The organism is Streptomyces cinereospinus (genome assembly GCF_042430725.1).
GTDB classification, from domain to species: Bacteria; Actinomycetota; Actinomycetes; order Streptomycetales; family Streptomycetaceae; genus Streptomyces; species Streptomyces cinereospinus.
The window spans coordinates 46,838-66,833 of the sequence record NZ_JBHMCY010000016.1 but is presented as its reverse complement, the minus strand read 5'-3'; the positions used below and the strand labels follow the sequence as shown (position 1 = coordinate 66,833).

Sequence of the window (19,996 nt, the reverse complement as noted above, 5' to 3'; positions counted from 1 at the left end):
ATGCATGCCTGGCCCGCTTCTGAGGTCCCCGCCCTGCCTGGCAAGGGCCGCGACCTGAGGATCCACGACACCGCGAGCGGGGGCCTCGTCGCCCTCGACCCCGGTCCCGTCGCCCGTATCTACGTCTGCGGCATCACCCCGTACGACGCGACCCATCTGGGTCACGCGGCGACCTACAACGCGTTCGACCTCGTGCAGCGCGTGTGGCTCGACACCAAGCGGCAGGTCCAGTACGTGCAAAACGTCACCGACGTCGACGACCCCCTCCTGGAGCGGGCGGACCGCGACGGCATCGACTGGGTCGACCTCGCCGAGCGGGAGACCGCGCTGTTCCGGGAGGACATGACCGCCCTGCGGATGCTGCCCCCGGCGCACTACGTCGGCGCGGTGGAGGCGATACCCGGCATCGTGCCGCTGGTGGAGCGGCTGCGGGAGATGGGCGCCGCCTACGAACTCGAGGGCGACGTCTACTTCTCCGTCGAGTCCGACCCGCACTTCGGGCAGGTCTCGCGCCTCGACGCCGCCGCCATGCGGCTGCTGTCCGCCGAGCGCGGCGGCGACCCGGACCGCCCGGGCAAGAAGAACCCGCTCGACCCGATGCTGTGGATGGCGGCCCGCGACGGCGAGCCGAGCTGGGACGGCGGGTCCCTCGGCCGCGGCCGGCCCGGCTGGCACATCGAGTGCGTCGCCATCGCCCTGGACCACCTGGGCATGGGCTTCGACGTCCAGGGCGGCGGCTCCGACCTCGCCTTCCCGCACCACGAGATGGGCGCCTCGCACGCCCAGGTGCTCACCGGCGCGTTCCCCATGGCCAAGGCGTACGTGCACGCCGGCATGGTCGCCCTGGACGGCGAGAAGATGTCCAAGTCCAAGGGCAACCTGGTCTTCGTCTCGCAGTTGCGCCGCGAGGGCGTCGACCCGGCCGCGATCCGGCTCGCCCTGCTCGCCCACCACTACCGGGCCGACTGGGAGTGGACCGACCAGGTGCTCCAGGACGCCGTGGCCCGGCTGGACCGCTGGCGCTCCGCCGTCTCCCGGCCCGACGGGCCGAGCGCGGACGCGCTGGTCGAGGAGGTCCGCGAGGCCCTGGCCGAGGACCTGGACGCTCCGGCCGCGCTCGTCGCGGTCGACCGCTGGGCGGCCCGGCAGCACGAGCAGGGCGGTACGGACACGGGCGCGCCCGGCGTCGTGACCCGCACGGTGGACGCGCTGCTCGGCGTGGCGCTCTAGCACAGCTCTGGTACCCGGCGCGGGCGTTCCCGCGCGCACCACGCCCGTGGGCCGCCGCCTCCGAGGGGAGGGGGGGGCCCACGGGCGTGGTGCGCTCAGTCCTCCGGGTCCTCGTCCTCGTTGCCCGGCTTCGGCGGGCGCTTGTCCCGCAGGTACGGCGGGCTGTCCCCGCCGTCCGCGGTGGCGTGTCCGCCCGGCGCGTTGCCGCCGCCGTCCCGGCGCCGCAGATACCGCTCGAACTCACGGGCGATGGCCTCGCCCGACGCCTCCGGCAGCTCCGCGGTGTCGCGGGCCTCCTCCAGCGTCTGGACGTACTCGGCGACCTCGCTGTCCTCGGCGGCCAGCTGGTCCACGCCCACCTGCCAGGCGCGCGCGTCCTCGGGCAGCTCGCCCAGCGGGATGCGCACGTCGATCAGGTCCTCCAGGCGGTTGAGGAGGGCCAGCGTCGCCTTGGGGTTGGGCGGCTGGGAGACGTAGTGCGGTACGGCGGCCCAGAGCGACACCGCCGGGACGCCCGCGTGCGTGCACGCCTCCTGGAGGACGCCGACGATGCCCGTCGGGCCCTCGTACTTGGTCTCCTCCAGGTCCATCCGGCGGGCCAGGTCCGGGTCGGACGTGGTCCCGCTGATCGGGACCGGACGGGTGTGCGGGGTGTCGCCGAGCAGCGCGCCGAGGATCACCACCAGCTCCACGCCCAGCTCGTGCGCGAAGCCGAGCAGCTCGTTGCAGAACGAGCGCCAGCGCATGGACGGTTCGATGCCGCGGACCAGCACCAGGTCGCGCGGCTTCTCGCCGCCGACCCGCACCACCGACAACCTTGTCGTCGGCCAGGTGATCTTGCGGACGCCGGCATCCATCCACACCGTGGGCCGGTTCACCTGGAAGTCGTAGTAGTCCTCGGCGTCGAGTGCCGCGAACACCTCGCCCTTCCACTCCCGCTCCAGATGCGCGACCGCGGTGGAGGCGGCGTCGCCGGCATCGTTCCAGCCCTCGAACGCGGCCACCATGACCGGGTCGATCAGCTCGGGAACCCCCTCGAGCTCGATCACCCAGTGCCTCCTTCCGACGTGCCCTCGCTTGACGCCCCAACCTTACGGCGTGCGGCGGGGGCGCCCGCAGCCCCCTCGCACGGGGGAGTGAACGGATCACTGCCCCGTTCGCCACCCCCGGACACCCCGCGATTCGACCGAGCTGTGACGGGGCGGCACCCGCGTGCCGACGGGGCGCCGGCCGGCTCCTGCCGCACGCCGGCGAGGTGCCCCGTGGCGCGCCGACCGGGCCGTCAGCGCGTCCAGTTCCGCGGCGGACAGGGTCGGCCCCACCGCGGAGGGCCGACCCTGTCCGCCGTACCGCCTACTTCTCGTCGAGCAGGTCCCGCACCTTCGCCCGGACGTCGTCCGAGGCGAGGCCGCGGATCGTCAGGGTCGTGCGGCGGCGCAGCACGTCGTCCGCGGTCTCGGCCCACTCGTGGTCGCGGGCCCAGACCACCTGTGCCCAGATCTCCGGGGCGTCGGGGTGGACGCGCCGGGCGAGCTCGGGGTTCTCGTTGGCGATGCGGGCGATGTCGAACGCCAGCGAACCGTAGTGCGTGGCCAGGTGCCTGGCGGTGTCCGCCGCCATGCCCGGGCCGGGGGCGGGGCCGTCGACCAGCAGCCGGTGGGCGACCGCGCGCGGGTTGGCGACGCCCGGCAGGGGCAGCTTCCTCGGCAGCGCGGAGACCGGCTCGATGTCCTCGCCGAGCGGGTGGCCCGGCAGCGACTCCAGCTTCTTCATGATCGTGCGGCCGATGTGGCGGAAGGTGGTCCACTTGCCGCCCGCGACGGACAGCATCCCGCCGCGCCCCTCGGTGACCACCGTCTCCCGCTTGGCCCTGGCGGTGTCGCCGGGACCGCCCGGCAGCACCCGCAGACCCGCGAAGGCGTACGTGATCAGGTCCCGGTGGAGCTGCTGGTCGCGGACGGAGAACGCGGCCTCGTCGAGGATCTGGGCCATGTCCTTGTCGTTGACCGCCACGTCCGCCGGGTCGCCCTCGTAGACCTCGTCGGTCGTGCCGAGCAGCAGCATGTCCTCCCAGGGCAGGGCGAAGGTGATGCGGTACTTGTCGATCGGGGTGGCGAGCGCCGCCTTCCAGGGGGAGGTGCGCCTCAGGACCAGATGCGCGCCCTTCGACAGGCGGATCGACGGGGCGGCATTCGGGTCCTCCATCCGGCGCAGGTGGTCGACCCACGGGCCGGTCGCGTTCAGCACCAGGCGGGCGCCGACGCCGAACTCGGCGCCGGACCGGCGATCCCTCAGCTCGGCGCCGGTCACCCGGCCCCGGGTGAAGCGCAGGCCGGTGACCTCGGCGTGGTTCAGGACGACCGCCCCCGCCTCGACGGCCGCGCGGACCGTCATCAGCGCCATCCGGGCGTCGTTCATCTGGTCGTCGCCGTACACCGCGACGGCCTTGAGGTTCTCGGTGCGCAGCTCGGGCACGTCCGCCCGCGCCTTGGCCGGGGAGAGCAGGTGGCCGACGCCGTCACCGAAGGCGGACAGCATCGAGTACGCGAACACGCCCGCGCCGAGCTTGGCGGCCCCGTGCGGGCCGCCCTTGTACACGGGGAGGTAGAAGGTGAGCGGGTTCGCCAGGTGGGGAGCCACCTGGCGGGAGACCGCACGGCGCTCGAAGTGGTTCTCCGCCACCAGCTTCACCGCGCCGCTCTGCAGGTAGCGCAGGCCGCCGTGGAGCAGCTTGGAGGAGGCGGAAGAGGTGGCGCCGGCGAAGTCGCCGGCGTCGACCAGCGCCACCCTGAGGCCGGACTGCGCGGCGTGCCAGGCGGTGGAGATGCCCAGGATGCCGCCGCCGATCACGAGAAGGTCGTACGACGCCCTGGCGAGCTGCTCCCGGGTCTCGGCGCGGCTCGGGTTCGAGCCGGAGGCCGGGTGCGTGCCCAGGGCAGGCACGGACTGCAGGGTGGACTGGCTGGTCATGTCGGGTTCTTGCTCCTCGTCGGCCGACGTGCGTCGGCCCTCGTCCGGATCAGCTCTCGTCTTCGTCGAGCCAGCCCATGGTCCGCTCGACGGCCTTGAGCCAGTTCTTGTACGCGCGGTCGCGGTCGGCCGCGTCCATGCGGGGGGTCCACTCGGCGGCCCGCCGCCAGTTGGCGCGCAGGTCGTCGGTGCTGTTCCAGAAGCCGACGGCGAGGCCGGCGGCGTAGGCGGCGCCGAGGCAGGTGGTCTCGGCGACCATCGGGCGCACCACGGGGGCGTCCAGGAAGTCCGAGAGCGTCTGCATCAGCAGGTTGTTGGAGGTCATACCGCCGTCGACCTTGAGGGCGGTGAGCTCGACACCGGAGTCCTTGGTCATGGCGTCGGCGATCTCCCGCGTCTGCCAGGCGGTGGCCTCCAGCACGGCGCGCGCGAGGTGCGCCTTGGTGACGTACCGGGTCAGGCCGGCGATCACGCCGCGGGCGTCGGAGCGCCAGTACGGGGCGAACAGGCCGGAGAAGGCCGGCACGAAGTAGGCGCCGCCGTTGTCCTCGACGGACAGCGCGAGCGTCTCGATCTCGGCGGCGGTGGAGATCAGGCCCATCTGGTCGCGCATCCACTGCACCAGCGCGCCCGTGACGGCGATCGAGCCCTCCAGGGCGTAGACCGGCTGCTCGTCGCCGATCCGGTAGCCGACGGTGGTCAGCAGCCCGCTGCAGGAGTCGATGATCTTGTCACCGGTGTTCATCACCATGAAGGTGCCGGTGCCGTACGTCGACTTGGCCTCGCCCTCGGAGAAGCAGGTCTGCCCGAACAGGGCCGCCTGCTGGTCGCCCAGGGCGGAGGCGACCGGGACGCCGCCGAGCAGGCCGCCCAGCTTGCCGCCGGTGATCTCGCCATACACCTCGGCGGACGAGCGGATCTCCGGCAGCATCGCCGGCGGGACGCCGATGGACTCGGCGATCTTCTCGTCCCACTGCATGGTGTGCAGGTTCATCAGCAGGGTGCGCGAGGCGTTGGTGACGTCGGTGACGTGGTGGCCGCCGTCGACGCCGCCGGTCAGGTTCCAGATGACCCAGGTGTCCATGGTGCCGAAGAGGATGTCCCCGGCCTCGGCGCGCTCGCGCAGGCCCTCGACGTTGTCGAGCAGCCAGCGGGCCTTGGGGCCGGCGAAGTAGGAGGCGAGGGGCAGACCGGTCTCCCGGCGGAAGCGGTCCTGGCCGGCGTTGCGCCCGAGCTCCCGGCAGAGGGCGTCCGTGCGGGTGTCCTGCCAGACGATGGCGTTGTGGACGGGCTCACCGGTGTTGCGGTCCCACAGCACGGTGGTCTCGCGCTGGTTGGTGATGCCGATCGCCTTGATGTCGTCCCGGGTGATGCCCGCCTTCTCGACGGCTCCGGCGACGACCTCCTGGACGTTGGTCCAGATCTCGATGGCGTCGTGCTCGACCCAGCCGGGCTTGGGGAAGATCTGCTCGTGCTCCTTCTGGTCGACCGAGACGATGCGGCCGTCCCGGTCGAAGACGATGCAGCGGCTGGAGGTCGTGCCCTGGTCGATGGCTGCGACGAAGGGGCCGGCGGTGTGGGCGTCGGTCACTGTGCGCTCCTGGAGGTCCGTGTGGTCCGGGGCTGGTTGCGGTGGTGCTTGCGGCTGCGGGAGCGGTCGTACCCGCTCTAGGCGAACGCGACGTTGTACAGGCCCGCGGCGGCTGCGGCGCCGATCAGCGGGCCGACCACCGGGATCCAGGCGTAGCCCCAGTCGGACCCGCCCTTGTTGGGCAGCGGCAGCAGGGCGTGCACGATCCGCGGACCGAGGTCACGTGCGGGGTTGATGGCGTACCCCGTCGGGCCGCCCAGGGAGAGGCCGACGGCGACCACCACGAGGGCGACCATCAGACCGCCGAGGGTGCCCAGGCCGTTGCCGTTGTCGTTCAGGCCCTGCGTGAGGACGGCGAGGACCAGCACGAACGTACCGATGATCTCCGTGGCGAGGTTCATCGCCGCGTTGCGGATCTCCGGTCCGGTGGAGAAGATGCCGAGCACCGGGCCGGCACCCTTCTCCCGTGCCTCCACCGCCTTGGCCGCCTTGGCCGGCGTGGCCCGCGCGTCGGCGGCGGCGCCCACGATCTCCCTGTCGGTGAGGTGTGCGTGGAACTGCCCGTAGTAGGCGAGCCAGACCAGCGTCGCGCCGATCATGGCGCCGAGCAGCTGCCCGCCCAGGTAGACCGGGACATTGCTCCAGTCGCCGCTCGTGATCGCGATGCCGAGCGTGACGGCCGGGTTGATGTGGGCGCCGGACAGCGGCGCCGAGATGTAGACGGCCGTGAGCACCGCGAAACCCCACCCGAAGGCGATCGCGAGCCAGCCGGCGTTGCGGGCCTTGGAGGCCTTCAGGACCACGGCGGCGACGACGCCTCCGCCGAGGAGGATGAGTATGGCGGTACCGATGGTCTCGCCGATGAAGATGTCGGAGCTGGACACCCGCGACTCCTTTGTCCGTCCAGGGGAGGGGGGACCCCGCGTCCCTTCCGGGGTCCATCGGCCCCTTGGCGTTGTCACTCTAGCGCGTATTGCCGATAGCTGTTCGACAATGCCGACCGATGGACGGGAGTCTTGCTTCGGCGTTACGCGCCCGTCAAGAGTTCTCGCACGGAAAGCGCGAGGGTGCTGAGTTGTGTTGAGGTGTGGGCCCACGGGTCGCGCGAGCGGGCCGCATGGGCCGCCTTATGTGCTATATGCCCGTTTTAGGGTATGTCGAGTACCGGGACGCCCTGTGGCGTCCCGGTCTTTCTGTGCGAATGTGCCGTGGATGTGCCGCGGTGCCCGCTCGGAGGCCCGGCGTGCGGCTCAGAAGCGCCCGGCGCCCAGGTCGCGCGAGACCGCGCGGGCGCAGTCCCGGACCGCGGCGATCAGCTCGGGCCGCAGCTCGCCGTCCCGGCGGAGCCGCTCCACCGCGCCGGTGACGCCGACCGCGCCGACCGGCATGCGCCGCCGGTCGTGGATGGGCGCGGCGATGGCGGCGACGCCCTCCCAGGTCTCCTCCACGTCCGCGGCGAAGCCCCGCGCGCGGGTGAGGTCCAGGAGCTGCTCGAAGTCGCCCAGGTCGCACACCGTGCGGTCGGTGAAGGCCTTGCGGTCGGACTCCACGGCCTCGCTGTGCGCGACCGGGTCGTAGGCCGACAGCACCTTGCCCAGGGCCGTGGAGTGCAGCGGCTGCATGGCGCCGATCTCCAGCACCTGCCGGCTGTCGTCGGGCCGGAAGACGTGGTGCACGATCAGCACGCCCTGCTGGTGCAGCACCCCCAGGTGCACGCTCTCACCGCTGGCGCGGGCCAGGTCGTCGGTCCAGACCAGGGCCCGCGCGCGCAGTTCGTGCACGTCCAGGTAGGTGGTGCCGAGCCGCAGCAGCTCGGCGCCCAGCTGGTAGCGCCCGGAGGCCTCGTCCTGCTCGACGAAGCCCTCCTGCTGCAGGGTGCGCAGGATGCCGTGGGCCGTGCCCTTGGCCAGGCTCAGTGCCGAGGCGATGTCCGACAGGCCCAGCCGCCGCTCACCGCCCGCGAGCAGGCGCAGCATCGCGGCCGCCCGTTCGAGCGACTGGATGTTCCGTGCCATCGCCGTCCTGCCTCCGTCCCCTTCGACCGTCCAGCCGTGACGTCGCTGCTCGCTGTACGGCTCTGTCCGCTGTTCGGCAATGCCGAACACTACCGGTCCATGCCGAAATCTCGCCAATGAGTGGTCGGCAGGTGCCGTGTCCGCGTCATCGAGGCGTGACCCGGACGCCGCCCGGCGCTATTCGGTCCGACCCGTGGACGACCCTGACCATAGGCGCCCGGTCCCGGCTACCCTGACCGCGTGCGCCCTTCCCCGGGACGTCCCGGACGGGTATCCGGGGGAAGCGCGAAGCCGACAGCCGTCGCACTCCAGGGAGCCCTCCACATGGCCTCGTCGCCGCAGTCCCCTTCCACCGCCGACAGCCGGACCCGTGCGTCCGCGCTCCGTGAGGCGCTCGCCACCCGCGTGGTGGTCGCCGACGGGGCGATGGGCACCATGCTCCAGGCGCAGGACCCCACGCTGGAGGACTTCCAGGACCTGGAGGGCTGCAACGAGGTCCTGAACGCCACCCGCCCGGACATCGTCCGTTCCGTGCACTCGGCGTACTTCGACGCGGGCGTGGACTGCGTGGAGACCAACACCTTCGGCGCGAACCTGTCGGCCCTCGGCGAGTACGACATCGCCCACCGCATCGCCGAGCTGTCCGAGGCCGGCGCCCGGATCGCGCGCGAGACCGCCGACGACTACGCGCGGCGCACCGGACAGCAGCGCTGGGTGCTGGGTTCGATGGGTCCCGGCACCAAGCTGCCGACCCTCGGTCACACCACTTTCGCGGCGATCCGCGACGCCTACCAGCAGAACGCCGAGGGCCTGCTCGCCGGCGGCGCCGACGCGCTGCTGGTGGAGACCACGCAGGACCTGCTCCAGACCAAGGCCTCGGTCGTCGCCGCCCGCCGCGCGATGGAGACGGCCGGGTACGACGTGCCGCTGATCGTGTCGGTGACCGTCGAGACCACCGGCACCATGCTGCTGGGCTCGGAGATCGGCGCCGCGCTGACCGCGCTGGAGCCGCTCGGCATCGACATGATCGGCCTGAACTGCGCCACCGGCCCGGCCGAGATGAGCGAGCACCTGCGCTTCCTGGCCCGGCACTCCCGCGTCCCGCTGTCGTGCATGCCGAACGCGGGTCTGCCCGTGCTGACCGCGGCCGGTGCCCACTACCCGCTGAGCGCGCCCGAGCTGGCCGACGCGCAGGAGAACTTCGTCCGCGACTACGGCCTGTCCCTGGTCGGCGGCTGCTGCGGCACCACGCCCGAGCACCTGCGCCAGGTCGTCGAGCGGGTCCGCGGCCTCGCCCCGGCCGGGCGCGACCCGCGTCCGGAGCCGGGTGCCGCCTCGCTGTACCAGTCGGTGCCGTTCCGCCAGGACACCGCGTACCTGGCGATCGGTGAGCGCACCAACGCCAACGGCTCGAAGAAGTTCCGCGAGGCCATGCTGGCCGGCCGCTGGGACGACTGCGTGGAGATGGCCCGCGAGCAGATCCGCGAGGGCGCTCACATGCTGGACCTGTGCGTGGACTACGTCGGCCGGGACGGCGTCGCCGACATGGAGGAGCTGGCCGGCCGTTTCGCCACCGCCTCCACGCTGCCGATCGTGCTGGACTCCACCGAGGTCGACGTGATCCGCGCCGGGCTGGAGAAGCTGGGCGGCCGCGCGGTGATCAACTCGGTCAACTACGAGGACGGCGACGGCCCCGAGTCCCGCTTCGCGAAGGTCACCGGGCTGGCCCAGGAGCACGGCGCCGCGCTGATCGCCCTCACCATCGACGAGGAGGGCCAGGCCCGCACCGCGGAGAAGAAGGTCGAGATCGCCGAGCGGATCATCGCCGACCTGACCGGCAACTGGGGCATCCGCGAGGAGGACATCCTCATCGACTGCCTCACCTTCACCATCTGCACCGGCCAGGAGGAGTCCCGCCGGGACGGCATCGCCACCATCGAGGCGATCCGCGAGCTCAAGCGCCGGCACCCCGACGTGCAGACCACGCTGGGCCTGTCGAACATCTCCTTCGGCCTGAACCCGGCCGCGCGGATCCTGCTCAACTCCGTCTTCCTCGACGAGTGCGTCAAGGCCGGCCTGGACTCGGCGATCGTGCACGCCTCCAAGATCCTGCCGATCGCCCGCTTCGACGAGGAGCAGGTCACCACCGCCCTGGACCTGATCCACGACCGCCGCCGTGAGGGCTACGACCCGCTGCAGAAGCTGATGGCGCTGTTCGAGGGCGCCACCGCGAAGTCGCTGAAGGCGGGCAAGGCCGAGGAACTGGCCGCGCTGCCGCTGGAGGAGCGCCTGCAGCGGCGGATCATCGACGGCGAGCGCAACGGCCTGGAGCGGGACCTCGACGAGGCCCTCCAGGACCGGCCCGCCCTGGACATCGTCAACGACACCCTCCTGGAGGGCATGAAGGTCGTCGGCGAGCTGTTCGGCTCCGGCCAGATGCAGCTGCCGTTCGTGCTCCAGTCCGCCGAGGTGATGAAGGCCGCGGTGGCCTACCTGGAACCGCACATGGAGAAGACGGACGACGAGGGCAAGGGCACCATCGTGCTGGCCACCGTGCGCGGCGACGTGCACGACATCGGCAAGAACCTGGTCGACATCATCCTGTCCAACAACGGCTACAACGTCGTCAACCTCGGTATCAAGCAGCCGGTCTCCGCGATCCTGGAAGCCGCCGAGGAGCACAGGGCCGACGTCATCGGCATGTCCGGGCTCCTGGTGAAGTCCACGGTGATCATGAAGGAGAACCTGGAGGAGCTGAACTCGCGCGGACTGGCCGCGTCCTACCCCGTCATCCTCGGCGGCGCCGCGCTCACCCGCGCCTACGTCGAGCAGGACCTGCACGACATCTACCAGGGCGAGGTCCGCTACGCCCGCGACGCGTTCGAGGGCCTGCGCCTGATGGACGCCCTCATCGGCGTCAAGCGGGGCGTACCGGGGGCCAAGCTGCCCGAGCTCAGGCAGCGCCGGGTGCGGGCGGCCGCCGTGGAGATCGAGGAGCGCCCGGAGGAGGGCCACGTCCGCTCCGACGTGGCCACCGACAACCCGGTCCCCGAGCCGCCCTTCTGGGGCACCCGGGTCGTCAAGGGCATCCAGCTCAAGGAGTACGCGTCCTGGCTGGACGAGGGCGCGCTGTTCAAGGGCCAGTGGGGCCTGAAGCAGGCCCGCACCGGCGAGGGGCCGTCGTACGAGGACCTGGTCGAGACCGAGGGCCGGCCCCGGCTGCGCGGGCTGCTGGACCGGCTCCAGACGGAGAACCTGCTGGAGGCGGCCGTCGTCTACGGCTACTTCCCGTGCGTCTCCAAGGACGACGACCTGATCATCCTGGACGAGGCCGGCAACGAGCGCACCCGCTTCACCTTCCCGCGCCAGCGCCGCGGCCGCCGGCTGTGCCTGGCCGACTTCTTCCGCCCGGAGGAGGCGGGCGAGACGGACGTCGTCGGCCTCCAGGTCGTCACCGTCGGCTCCCGGATCGGCGAGGAGACCGCCCGGCTGTTCGCGTCCGACTCCTACCGCGACTACCTCGAACTGCACGGCCTGTCCGTGCAGTTGGCCGAGGCGCTCGCCGAGTACTGGCACGCGCGCGTGCGCGCCGAGCTCGGCTTCGCCGGCGAGGACCCGGCCGCCGTCGAGGACATGTTCGCGCTGAAGTACCGCGGCGCCCGCTTCTCGCTGGGCTACGGCGCCTGTCCGGACCTGGAGGACCGGGCGAAGATCGCCGGCCTGCTGGAGCCGGAGCGGATCGGCGTGCGGCTGTCGGAGGAGTTCCAGCTGCACCCCGAGCAGTCCACCGACGCGATCGTCATCCACCACCCGGAGGCGAAGTACTTCAACGCACGGTGACGTGCCCCGCGACTCACCGTGGCCTTCCTTACCGCGCGCTGATCGGAATCGTCGTACACTGGTCGGTCCACTGAAGGCCGGTTCCCGACCCGGGAACCGGCCTGCTCGTCCCTCCAGGAGGTACGCCGGATGACGACGACGGTCCCCGCAATCGACACCCGCACGGCCGAAGGCTCCGCCCTGCAGGCCGTGCTCCTCGACATGGACGGCACCCTGGTGGACACCGAGGGGTTCTGGTGGGACGTGGAGTGCGAGGTCTTCGCCGGCCTCGGGCACACCCTCGACGACTCGTGGCGCCACGTCGTGGTCGGCGGCCCGATGAGCCGCAGCGCGGGGTTCCTGATCGAGGCCACCGGCGCCGACATCACCCTGGCCGAGCTGACCGTGCTGCTCAACCAGGGGTTCGAGGACCGGATCGCCCGGACGCTGCCGCTGATGCCGGGAGCCGCCCGGCTGCTGGCCGAACTCGCCGCGCACGAGATCCCCACGGCGCTGGTCTCGGCCTCCCACCGGCGCATCATCGACCGCGTCCTGGGCACGCTCGGGCCGCAGTACTTCGCCCTGACCGTGGCCGGCGACGAGGTCGCCCGCACCAAGCCGCACCCGGACCCGTACCTGTTCGCCGCCGCCGGGCTCGGCGCGGATCCGGCCAGATGCGCGGTCGTCGAGGACACCGCGACCGGCGTGGCCGCGGCCGAGGCGGCGGGCTGCCACGTGGTGGCGGTGCCCTCGGTGGCCCCGATCGCCCCGGCCGCGCGGCGCACCGTGGTGGACTCCCTCGAACGGGTCGATCTGGCGTTCCTGCGCGGCCTGCTGAACTGACGACGCGGCCCGCCACCGCTGTGCAGACGGGTCGGGCCATGGCCGAAAACCGGTCTCCGCACACCCCGTTGGACGTGTGATGTTCATCACTCCGGAGGGGGTCGACGGGGCGGCGTCTTTGTGCCGCCCGGGCCCCTGACGGGGTGGTGGACCCGCCTTTGTGTCCTGATTCATAAGATGCTGCACCAATCCTTCCCCTGTCGGGTCTTCGATCTGTCCGCGCCCGGTTTCGCAGCGTGATGGCGAGGCGACTCCGGTGGCCGCGAACCCCGTCACGGGCGCGCACTAATCTCGTCGCGAGAACCTCACCCCGCCCCGTGACCGGCCGCGCCACCCCTGCGTGCCGGACACACGGACCTGACAGCTGTGGAGATTCCCGAGCATGAACCGCAAGACCTGGGTGCTGCCGGCCGTGGCGGGCCTGCTGGCACCCGCACTCGCCGCGTGCGGCGGGGCGGACGGCGGCAGCGACGGCTCGGACCCGATCGTCGTCGGCACCACGGACCGGTTCGTCGCCACCGAGGAAGCCCCCGCCCCCCTGGACCCGGCGTACGCTTACGACGTCGGCTCCTGGAACGTGCTCCGCCAGACCGTGCAGACCCTGATGATCCAGCCGCGCGGCGAGGGCGCCCCCGTCCCCGAGGCCGCCCAGAGCTGCGGTTTCACCGACACCGGCAACGAGCGCTATGCCTGCACGCTCCGCGACGACCTCACCTTCTCCGACGGCGACCCGGTCACCGCCGCCGACGTGAAGTTCTCCATCGACCGGGTGCTGGCGCTGGAGGCGGACAGCGGTGTCTTCGCCCTGCTGTCCACCATCGACACCGTCGAGACCAAGGGCGACGACGAGGTCGTCTTCCACCTCAGGACCGCCGACGCCACCTTCCCGTACAAGCTGTCGACCCCGGTCGCGGGCATCGTCAACCCCGACGCCTACGAGAAGGACAGGCTGCGCGACGGCTTCCAGGTCGACGGCTCCGGTCCGTACGTGCTGAAGCCGGAGGAGAAGGACGGCGAGCTGGTCCGCGCCGTGTTCACCAGGAACCCCCGCTACAAGGGGGCGTTGAAGGTGAGCAACGGGCAGATCGACATGGTCTCCTACCAGGACGCCGCCGCCATGGGCGCCGCCCTCGACCAGGGCGACATCGACGTGATGAGCCGCACCATGACGCCGGAGCAGATCACCAGGCTGGCCGCCGCCGACGGCGACGTCGACCTGATCGAGATGCCCGGCCTGGAGATCCGCTACCTGGGCTTCAACACCGACGCCCCCACGGTCAGGAACAAGGCCGTGCGCCAGGCCATGGCCCAGCTCGTCAACCGCGAGGCCCTCGTCTCCGGCGTCTACGGCTCGCAGGCCGAGCCCCTGTACTCGCTCGTCCCGGCCACCATCACCGGCCACTCCAACGCGTTCTTCAACAGGTACGGTGACCCCAGCGTCGCCAAGGCCAAGGCCCTGCTCGCCGACGCCGGCGTCACCACCCCGGTCGAGCTGACCCTGCACTACACCACCGACCACTACGGTGCCGCCACCGAGCGGGAGTTCGAGGAGCTGCGCCGGCAGCTCAACGGCAGCGGCCTGTTCGACGTCCGTATCCAGGGCACCCCCTGGGACACCTTCGTCCCGGCCGAACGCGACGGCCAGTACGACGTCTTCGGCATGGGCTGGTTCCCCGACTTCCCGGACGCCGACAGCTTCGTCGCGCCGTTCCTGGACAAGGACAACTTCCTGAAGTCGCCGTACGCCAACAGCGAGATCCGCAACACCCTCATCCCGGAGTCCCGCCGCGAGGCCGACCGTCTCGCCGCCTCCGAGAGCCTGAACCGGATTCAGGACATCGTGGCCGAGGACGTCCCCGTGCTGCCCCTGTGGCAGGGCAAGCAGTACGTGGCGGCGCGCGACGACATCACGGGTGTCGCCTACGCGCTCAACTCCTCCTCGACCCTTCAGCTGTGGGAGCTCGGCCGCGGTGTGAGCGGCTGACGTCTCCCCGCACGCGCCCCGGGTCCTGGACGGCGGCCCCGGGAACTTCGAGAACGACGTAAGGCACGTACGTGAACATGCGCAACCAGTGGCCGGTCCTGCCGATCGTGGCGGGTCTGGCCTCCGGCCTGCTGACCGGATGCGGCTCCGAGTCGGGGGACTCCGGGGAGAACGGCTCCACCGTGGTCGTGGGGATGTCCGACGACGTCCTCGCCACCGACCCGGCGTCCGGCTACGACCCCGGCTCCTGGCTGTTGTTCAACAACGTCTTCCAGTCCCTGCTCAGCTTCCCCAAGGGCGGCACCGAGCCGCAGCCGGAGCTGGCCGAGGCGTGCACCTTCACCGACAGCTCGACGAAGGTCTACGAGTGCACCCTCAAGGACGGCCTCAAGTTCAGCAACGGTGACCCGCTGACCTCGGAGGACGTCAAGTTCTCCTTCGACCGCATGCTGAAGGTCGACGACGCGGCCGGCCCGGCCATCATCTTCCCCATGCTCGACTCGGTGCAGGCGCCGGACGAGAAGACCGTCGTGTTCCAGCTGAAGGTCTCCGACGCCACCTTCCCGAGCAAGATCGCCTCCGGTGCCGGCTCCATCGTCAACCACCGGGAGTACGACGCCGACGCGCTGCGCACGGACGGCAAGGCGGTCGGCTCCGGCCCCTACAAGCTGGACTCGTTCACCGAGGACGAGGCCGTGTTCACGGTCAACGAGAACTACCGGGGCACCGCCGAGGTGCAGAACTCCGGCGTCACCCTGAAGTTCTTCCACGGTGACCGCACCGCCCTGAAGGACGCGCTGCTCGCCGACGAGATCGACATCGCCTACCGAGGCCTGAGCGCCGCCGACATCGCCGACGTCGGGAACGCCGCCGCCGACTCGGGCGTCAAGGTCATCGAGGGCACCAGCGCCGAGGTCCAGCACCTGGTGTTCAACATGGACGACCCGGTCGTCGGCAAGCTCGCCGTCCGCCAGGCCATCGCGCACCTGATCGACCGCGACGCCCTCATCGAGGACGTCTACCAGGGCACCGCGACCCCGCTGTACTCGATCATCCCGGCCGGCGTCTCGGGCCACAACACGGCCTTCTTCGACACCTACGGCGACCGCCCCTCCAAGGAGAAGGCCGAGGCCGCGTTGCGCGGCGACGGCATCACGAGCAAGGTGAAGCTCACCCTGTGGTCCACGCCGTCCCGCTACGGCCCGGCCACCGACGATGAGTTGCAGGCCATAGCGGCCCAGCTGAACGCCAGCGGCCTGTTCGCCGCCGACGTGAAGTCCGTCACCTTCGACCAGTACGAGCAGGACATCGCCGCCGGCAAGTACGGCGTGTACGTCAAGGGCTGGGTGCCGGACTACCCCGACGCCGACAACTTCACCGCTCCGTTCTTCGGCGAGGGCAACGTGCTGGAGAACAACTACAGCAACGACACCATCACCGGCACGCTCATCCCGCGCACGGCCGCGCAGAGCGACCGCGCCGCGACCGACGACGCGTACGGCGAGCTGCAGAACATCGTCGCCGAGGAACTGCCCATGCTGCCGGTCTGGCAGGCCAAGCAGTACGCGGTCGTCCGCGACGAGGTCTACGGCCTGGAGTACTGCCTCGACGCCTCGACCGTCTTCCGCTTCTGGGAGATCAGCAAGGGCTGAGACCCGGGTACGGCAGCGCCGAGGGCGCCCGCTTCTCCGGAAGGGGGCGCCCTCGGCGTCGTACTGCGGCTCGACCGGGACGGGCCGGTGCGGTGCGGGTCACTGCGCGCCGGGACGCACCAGGCCGCTCTCGTACGCGTACACCGCGGCCTGCACCCGGTCGCGCAGCCCCAGCTTGGTCAGTACGTGGCCCACGTGCGTCTTGACCGTGGTCTCGCTGACGAACAGGTCGGCGGCGACCTCGGCGTTCGACAGACCGCGCGCGACCAGCTTCAGGACCTCCACCTCGCGCTCGGTCAGCGTGTTGAGGGCGTCGGGCACCGGCTCCTCACCGGACGGCAGGTGCGTGGCGTACTTGTCGAGCAGCCGGCGCGTGACGCTCGGCGCGAGCATCGCCTCGCCGGCCGCCACCACCCGGATCGCCTGCACCAGCTCGCCCGCCGGGGCGTCCTTCAGCAGGAAGCCGCTGGCGCCGGCCCGGAGCGCCTCCACCACGTACTCGTCGAGGTCGAAGGTGGTCAGCACCAGCACCTTCGCCGGGCCGTCCCGGCCGGGGCCGGTGATCTGCCGGGTCGCCTCCACGCCGTCCATCCGCGGCATGCGGATGTCCATCAGCACCACGTCGGGCTGGAGCACCCGCACCTGGTCGAGTGCCTGGAGGCCGTCACCGGCCTCGCCGACGACCGCGATGTCCTGTTCGGCCTCCAGGATCATGCGGAAGCCCGTACGCAGCAGCGGCTGGTCGTCGACCAGTAGGACGCGGATGGCCACGTAAGTCTCCTTCGCTAGTCCGCGCCCATTCTGCCCTGCGCCGCGGGGTCCGGTCCGACCGCCCTCACGGGCAGCGGATAGGGCGGGGGAGTGCCGCCGAACTCCGGGCAGTGCGCCCGGTGGTCGCACCAGCCGCACAGCTTGGTCGGCCGGGGCCGCCAGTCGCCCGTCTCGGTGGCCTCGCGGATCGCCTCCCACAGCGCCAGCAGCTTGCGCTCGACCCGCTCCAGGTCCGCCAGGACGGGGTCGTACGTCAGCACGTCACCACTGCCGAGGTAGACGAGCTGGAGCCGGCGCGGGACGACGCCCTTGAGCCGCCAGACGACGAGCGCGTAGAACTTCATCTGGAACAGCGCGCTCTCGGCGTACTCGGGCCGGGGCGCCTTGCCCGTCTTGTAGTCCACGATCCGGACCTCGCCGGTCGGCGCCACGTCGACCCGGTCGATGATGCCGCGCAGCCGCAGCCCCGAGTCCAGCTCGGCCTCGACGAACAGCTCACGCTCGGCGGGCTCCAGCCGGCTCGGGTCCTCCAGCGTGAACCACCGCTCGACCAGCCGCTCCGCCTCCGCCAGCCAGCCCGCCAGCCGCTCGCCCTCCGGATCGTCGGCGAACAGCTCCTCGACCTCCGGCCGTGCCTCGCGCAGCCGCTGCCACTGGCCGGGGACGAGCGACTTGGCCCGCGGCGGGGTGCGCTCCGCCGCGGGCGCGTCGAAGAGACGCTCCAGGACCGAGTGCACCAGGGTGCCCCGGGTCGCCGCCGCGCTGGGCTTCTCGGGGAGCCGGTCGATCACCCGGAACCGGTACAGCAGGGGGCACTGCATGAAGTCGCCGGCACGCGAGGGGGAGAGCGAGGCGGGCGGTGTGACGGCGGGCCCGGTCACGGCGGGCCCGGTCACGGCGGGGTCGGCGACGACGGCCTCGGCGGCCGCCACCACCGCCCCCGCGCTCTCCGTCGTGGGCTCGGCCGGGGCGGACGGGCCCCGGTCCGCCGCCTCGGCCCCGCCGCCGCTGTCGGGCCGCGCCGTGCCCTCGGTGCTGGTGTCCATGCCCACAGACCATACGGCCCACCACCGACAGTGACCCAGCCGTGGCCGTTACGGCTGCGACTGCGGGGGAAACAGAGGGGGTGCCGGGGCGGAACGCGTCCCCCCGGACGCATACCATCGACCCGAGACCTCCCGTCCGGCAGGCGGGAGACGCTGCGAACGAGGGGACACCGTGGACGAGAGCGGCGGGAGCGGGCAGCCGCGGCGGCCGGGCACCGACGAGGCGGACCGGCACCAACCAGGCCGTACGACCCCGGCCACGGACCCCGCGCGCCCGGACCCGCCCCGGCCGGCGCCCGCGGAACGCCCCGAGCCCGTCCCCCCGGCCCCGGACCGCGCCCCCGCCACGCCGCCCGCGGCGGCCCCCGCCCCCGCCCGGCCGGATGGGAAGGCGGACGGCGCCGGCGACGCCCCTCGGGCACCCGGCGACGCCCAGCCCCACCCCCGCGGTACCGTCCCCGGCGGCGCGTCTCAGGCTCCAGGCGGTGACCGGGCCGACCCGGGCCGCACCGCTCCCGGCGGCACCGGGCCCCACCCCGGCGGTACCGTCCCCGGCGGCGCGTCTCAGGCTCCAGGCGGCGGGCCGCACCGCTCCCGGCGGCACCGGGCCCCACCCCGGCGGTACCGTCCCCGGCGGTACCGGGCCGCACTCCGGCCGCTCCGCTCCCGATGAAGAGCCCCACGCCCCCGCCGGCGACCAGGCCGGCCCCACGCGCACCGCCCCCGGCGACACCGCTTCCGGCAAGCAGTCTCATCCTCCTGGCGAAAGCCGGTCTCACCCCGGCCGTACCGCCCCCGGCGACGAGGCCCACGCCCCCGGCGGCGACCACGCCGGTTCCGCTCGCACCGCCCCCGGCGACACCCCCCGCACCCTCGCCCACTCCGCCCCCGGCAAGGGCACCGCCCCCCAGCGCCCCCCGGAGCCCCGCGGCGGGCTGCTGATGGGGCGGCTCTTCGGCGTACCGGTGTACGTCGCCCCCAGCTGGTTCCTCGTCGCCGCGCTGATCACCTGGGTGTTCGGCGGCCAGCTGGAGCGGGTGCTGCCCGAGCTGGGCGCCGCCCGCTACCTGGTCTCCCTCTTCTTCGCCGTCGCCTTCTACGCCTCGGTGCTCGTGCACGAGCTGGCCCACACCGTGGCCGCCCTGCGCTACAAGCTCCCCGTCCGGCGTATCCAGCTCCAGTTCTTCGGCGGAGTCTCCGAGATCGAGAAGGAGGCCGAGACGCCGGGCCGCGAGTTCGTCCTGGCGTTCGTCGGCCCGCTGCTCTCCCTGGTGCTCGCCGGCCTCTTCTACCTCGCCATGCAGCCCGTCGACCCCGGCACGGTCCCCGGCGTCCTGCTGGCCGGCCTGATGATCTCCAACCTCCTCGTGGCCGCCTTCAACCTCCTGCCCGGCCTCCCCCTCGACGGCGGCCGCATGCTCCGCGCCGTCGTCTGGAAGCTCACCGGCAAGCCCATGAGCGGCACGATCGCCGCCGCCTGGGTCGGCCGCGCCCTCGCCGTCTCCGTCCTCATCGGGCTCCCGCTGCTCACCCAGTCCGGGGCGCTCGGCCGGGACGCCGTGGACAACGTCGGCATGGACACCGTCATGGACGCCCTGCTGGCCGCCATCCTCGCCGCGATCATCTGGACCGGCGCCGGCAACAGCCTGCGCGTCGCCCGGCTGCGCGAGCACCTGCCCGAGCTGCGCGCCCGCGCCCTCACCCGGCGCGCGGTCCCGGTGCCGGGCGACACCCCCCTCTCGGAGGCGCTGCGCCGCGCCAACGCCGCCGGGGCCCGCGCCCTGGTCGTCGTCGACGCCGACGGCAACCCCCTGTCACTGGTCCGCGAGGCCGCCATCGTCGGCGTACCCGAGCACCGCCGCCCCTGGGTCGCGGTCAGCTCCCTCGCGCAGGACCTCACCGACGGCATGCGCGTCTCCGCCGAGCTGGCCGGCGAGGACCTCCTGGAGGTGCTCCGGGCCACCCCCGCGACCGAGTACCTCGTGGTCGAGGAGACCGGAGCGATCTACGGCGTCCTGTCCGCCGCCGACGTCGAGCGGGCCTTCGTCAAGGCGATGGCCCGGCCCTCCTGAGCG

At 72.2% G+C, this 19,996-nt stretch carries 13 protein-coding genes; 6 read left to right on the top strand and 7 right to left on the bottom strand.

Translation table 11 applies throughout. From position 1 onward, the window contains the following. Nucleotides 1-1,230, top strand: a complete 1,230-nt coding sequence (mshC, locus tag ACFF45_RS11080) for a cysteine--1-D-myo-inosityl 2-amino-2-deoxy-alpha-D-glucopyranoside ligase (RefSeq protein ID WP_381345251.1) — start codon at nt 1-3, stop codon at nt 1,228-1,230. A 95-nt stretch (nt 1,231-1,325) separates the two neighbouring features. Here mshC and ACFF45_RS11075 read toward each other — a convergent pair whose 3' ends face one another. The 5 genes from ACFF45_RS11075 to ACFF45_RS11055 form a co-directional block, all read right to left on the bottom strand. Further along, on the bottom strand, nt 1,326-2,279 hold the full coding sequence (locus ACFF45_RS11075; RefSeq protein ID WP_381345250.1) for a PAC2 family protein: 954 nt from the start codon (nt 2,277-2,279) through the stop codon (nt 1,326-1,328). A gap of 304 nt (nt 2,280-2,583) precedes the next feature. After that, on the bottom strand, nt 2,584-4,200 hold the full coding sequence (locus ACFF45_RS11070) for a glycerol-3-phosphate dehydrogenase/oxidase (RefSeq protein WP_381345248.1): 1,617 nt from the start codon (nt 4,198-4,200) through the stop codon (nt 2,584-2,586). A 49-nt stretch (nt 4,201-4,249) separates the two neighbouring features. Next, nucleotides 4,250-5,791, bottom strand: a complete 1,542-nt coding sequence (glpK, locus tag ACFF45_RS11065) for a glycerol kinase GlpK (RefSeq protein ID WP_381345247.1) — start codon at nt 5,789-5,791, stop codon at nt 4,250-4,252. A gap of 77 nt (nt 5,792-5,868) precedes the next feature. After that, complete coding sequence (locus ACFF45_RS11060) at nt 5,869-6,675, bottom strand: MIP/aquaporin family protein (RefSeq protein WP_381345245.1); 807 nt, start codon at nt 6,673-6,675, stop codon at nt 5,869-5,871. Between the two features lie 366 nt (nt 6,676-7,041). Next, nucleotides 7,042-7,806: an IclR family transcriptional regulator gene (locus ACFF45_RS11055; protein WP_381345243.1), complete on the bottom strand. Its 765-nt coding sequence runs from the start codon at nt 7,804-7,806 to the stop codon at nt 7,042-7,044. A 324-nt stretch (nt 7,807-8,130) separates the two neighbouring features. On the opposite strand from ACFF45_RS11055, the gene metH reads away from it, so the two are divergent. From metH to ACFF45_RS11035, 4 genes are all read left to right on the top strand, one after another. Beyond that, nucleotides 8,131-11,646 carry a methionine synthase gene (metH, locus tag ACFF45_RS11050; protein ID WP_381345242.1) on the top strand — a complete coding sequence of 1,172 codons (3,516 nt, stop codon included), beginning with the start codon at nt 8,131-8,133 and terminating at the stop codon, nt 11,644-11,646. Nucleotides 11,647-11,775: 129 nt separating this feature from the next. Next, nucleotides 11,776-12,468: an HAD family hydrolase gene (locus tag ACFF45_RS11045; RefSeq protein ID WP_381345241.1), complete on the top strand. Its 693-nt coding sequence runs from the start codon at nt 11,776-11,778 to the stop codon at nt 12,466-12,468. A gap of 382 nt (nt 12,469-12,850) precedes the next feature. Then, complete coding sequence (locus ACFF45_RS11040; protein WP_381345239.1) at nt 12,851-14,452, top strand: ABC transporter substrate-binding protein; 1,602 nt, start codon at nt 12,851-12,853, stop codon at nt 14,450-14,452. Between the two features lie 71 nt (nt 14,453-14,523). After that, complete coding sequence (locus ACFF45_RS11035) at nt 14,524-16,104, top strand: ABC transporter substrate-binding protein (protein WP_381345238.1); 1,581 nt, start codon at nt 14,524-14,526, stop codon at nt 16,102-16,104. Between the two features lie 99 nt (nt 16,105-16,203). Here the strand turns inward: ACFF45_RS11035 and ACFF45_RS11030 are convergent, their stop codons facing one another. Next, on the bottom strand, nt 16,204-16,875 hold the full coding sequence (locus ACFF45_RS11030; protein ID WP_381345236.1) for a response regulator: 672 nt from the start codon (nt 16,873-16,875) through the stop codon (nt 16,204-16,206). 14 nt (nt 16,876-16,889) lie between these two features. After that, nucleotides 16,890-17,921, bottom strand: a complete 1,032-nt coding sequence (locus ACFF45_RS11025; RefSeq protein WP_381345235.1) for a RecB family exonuclease — start codon at nt 17,919-17,921, stop codon at nt 16,890-16,892. Between the two features lie 485 nt (nt 17,922-18,406). Here ACFF45_RS11025 and ACFF45_RS11020 point away from each other — a divergent pair, with 485 nt between their 5' ends. Then, a complete protein-coding gene (locus ACFF45_RS11020) occupies nt 18,407-19,993 on the top strand; it encodes a site-2 protease family protein (protein ID WP_381345234.1) in 1,587 nt (528 codons plus the stop codon). Nucleotides 19,994-19,996 lie beyond the last annotated feature (3 nt).

What these genes read in the sequence shown, in the direction of transcription:
- mshC (WP_381345251.1), top strand. Translation starts at nt 1, where the DNA reads ATGCATGCCTGGCCCGCTTCTGAGGTCCCCGCCCTGCCTGGCAAGGGC.
- ACFF45_RS11070 (WP_381345248.1), bottom strand. Translation starts at nt 4,200, where the DNA reads ATGACCAGCCAGTCCACCCTGCAGTCCGTGCCTGCCCTGGGCACGCAC.
- ACFF45_RS11055 (WP_381345243.1), bottom strand. Translation starts at nt 7,806, where the DNA reads ATGGCACGGAACATCCAGTCGCTCGAACGGGCGGCCGCGATGCTGCGC.
- metH (WP_381345242.1), top strand. Translation starts at nt 8,131, where the DNA reads ATGGCCTCGTCGCCGCAGTCCCCTTCCACCGCCGACAGCCGGACCCGT.
- ACFF45_RS11045 (WP_381345241.1), top strand. Translation starts at nt 11,776, where the DNA reads ATGACGACGACGGTCCCCGCAATCGACACCCGCACGGCCGAAGGCTCC.
- ACFF45_RS11040 (WP_381345239.1), top strand. Translation starts at nt 12,851, where the DNA reads ATGAACCGCAAGACCTGGGTGCTGCCGGCCGTGGCGGGCCTGCTGGCA.
- ACFF45_RS11025 (WP_381345235.1), bottom strand. Translation starts at nt 17,921, where the DNA reads ATGGACACCAGCACCGAGGGCACGGCGCGGCCCGACAGCGGCGGCGGG.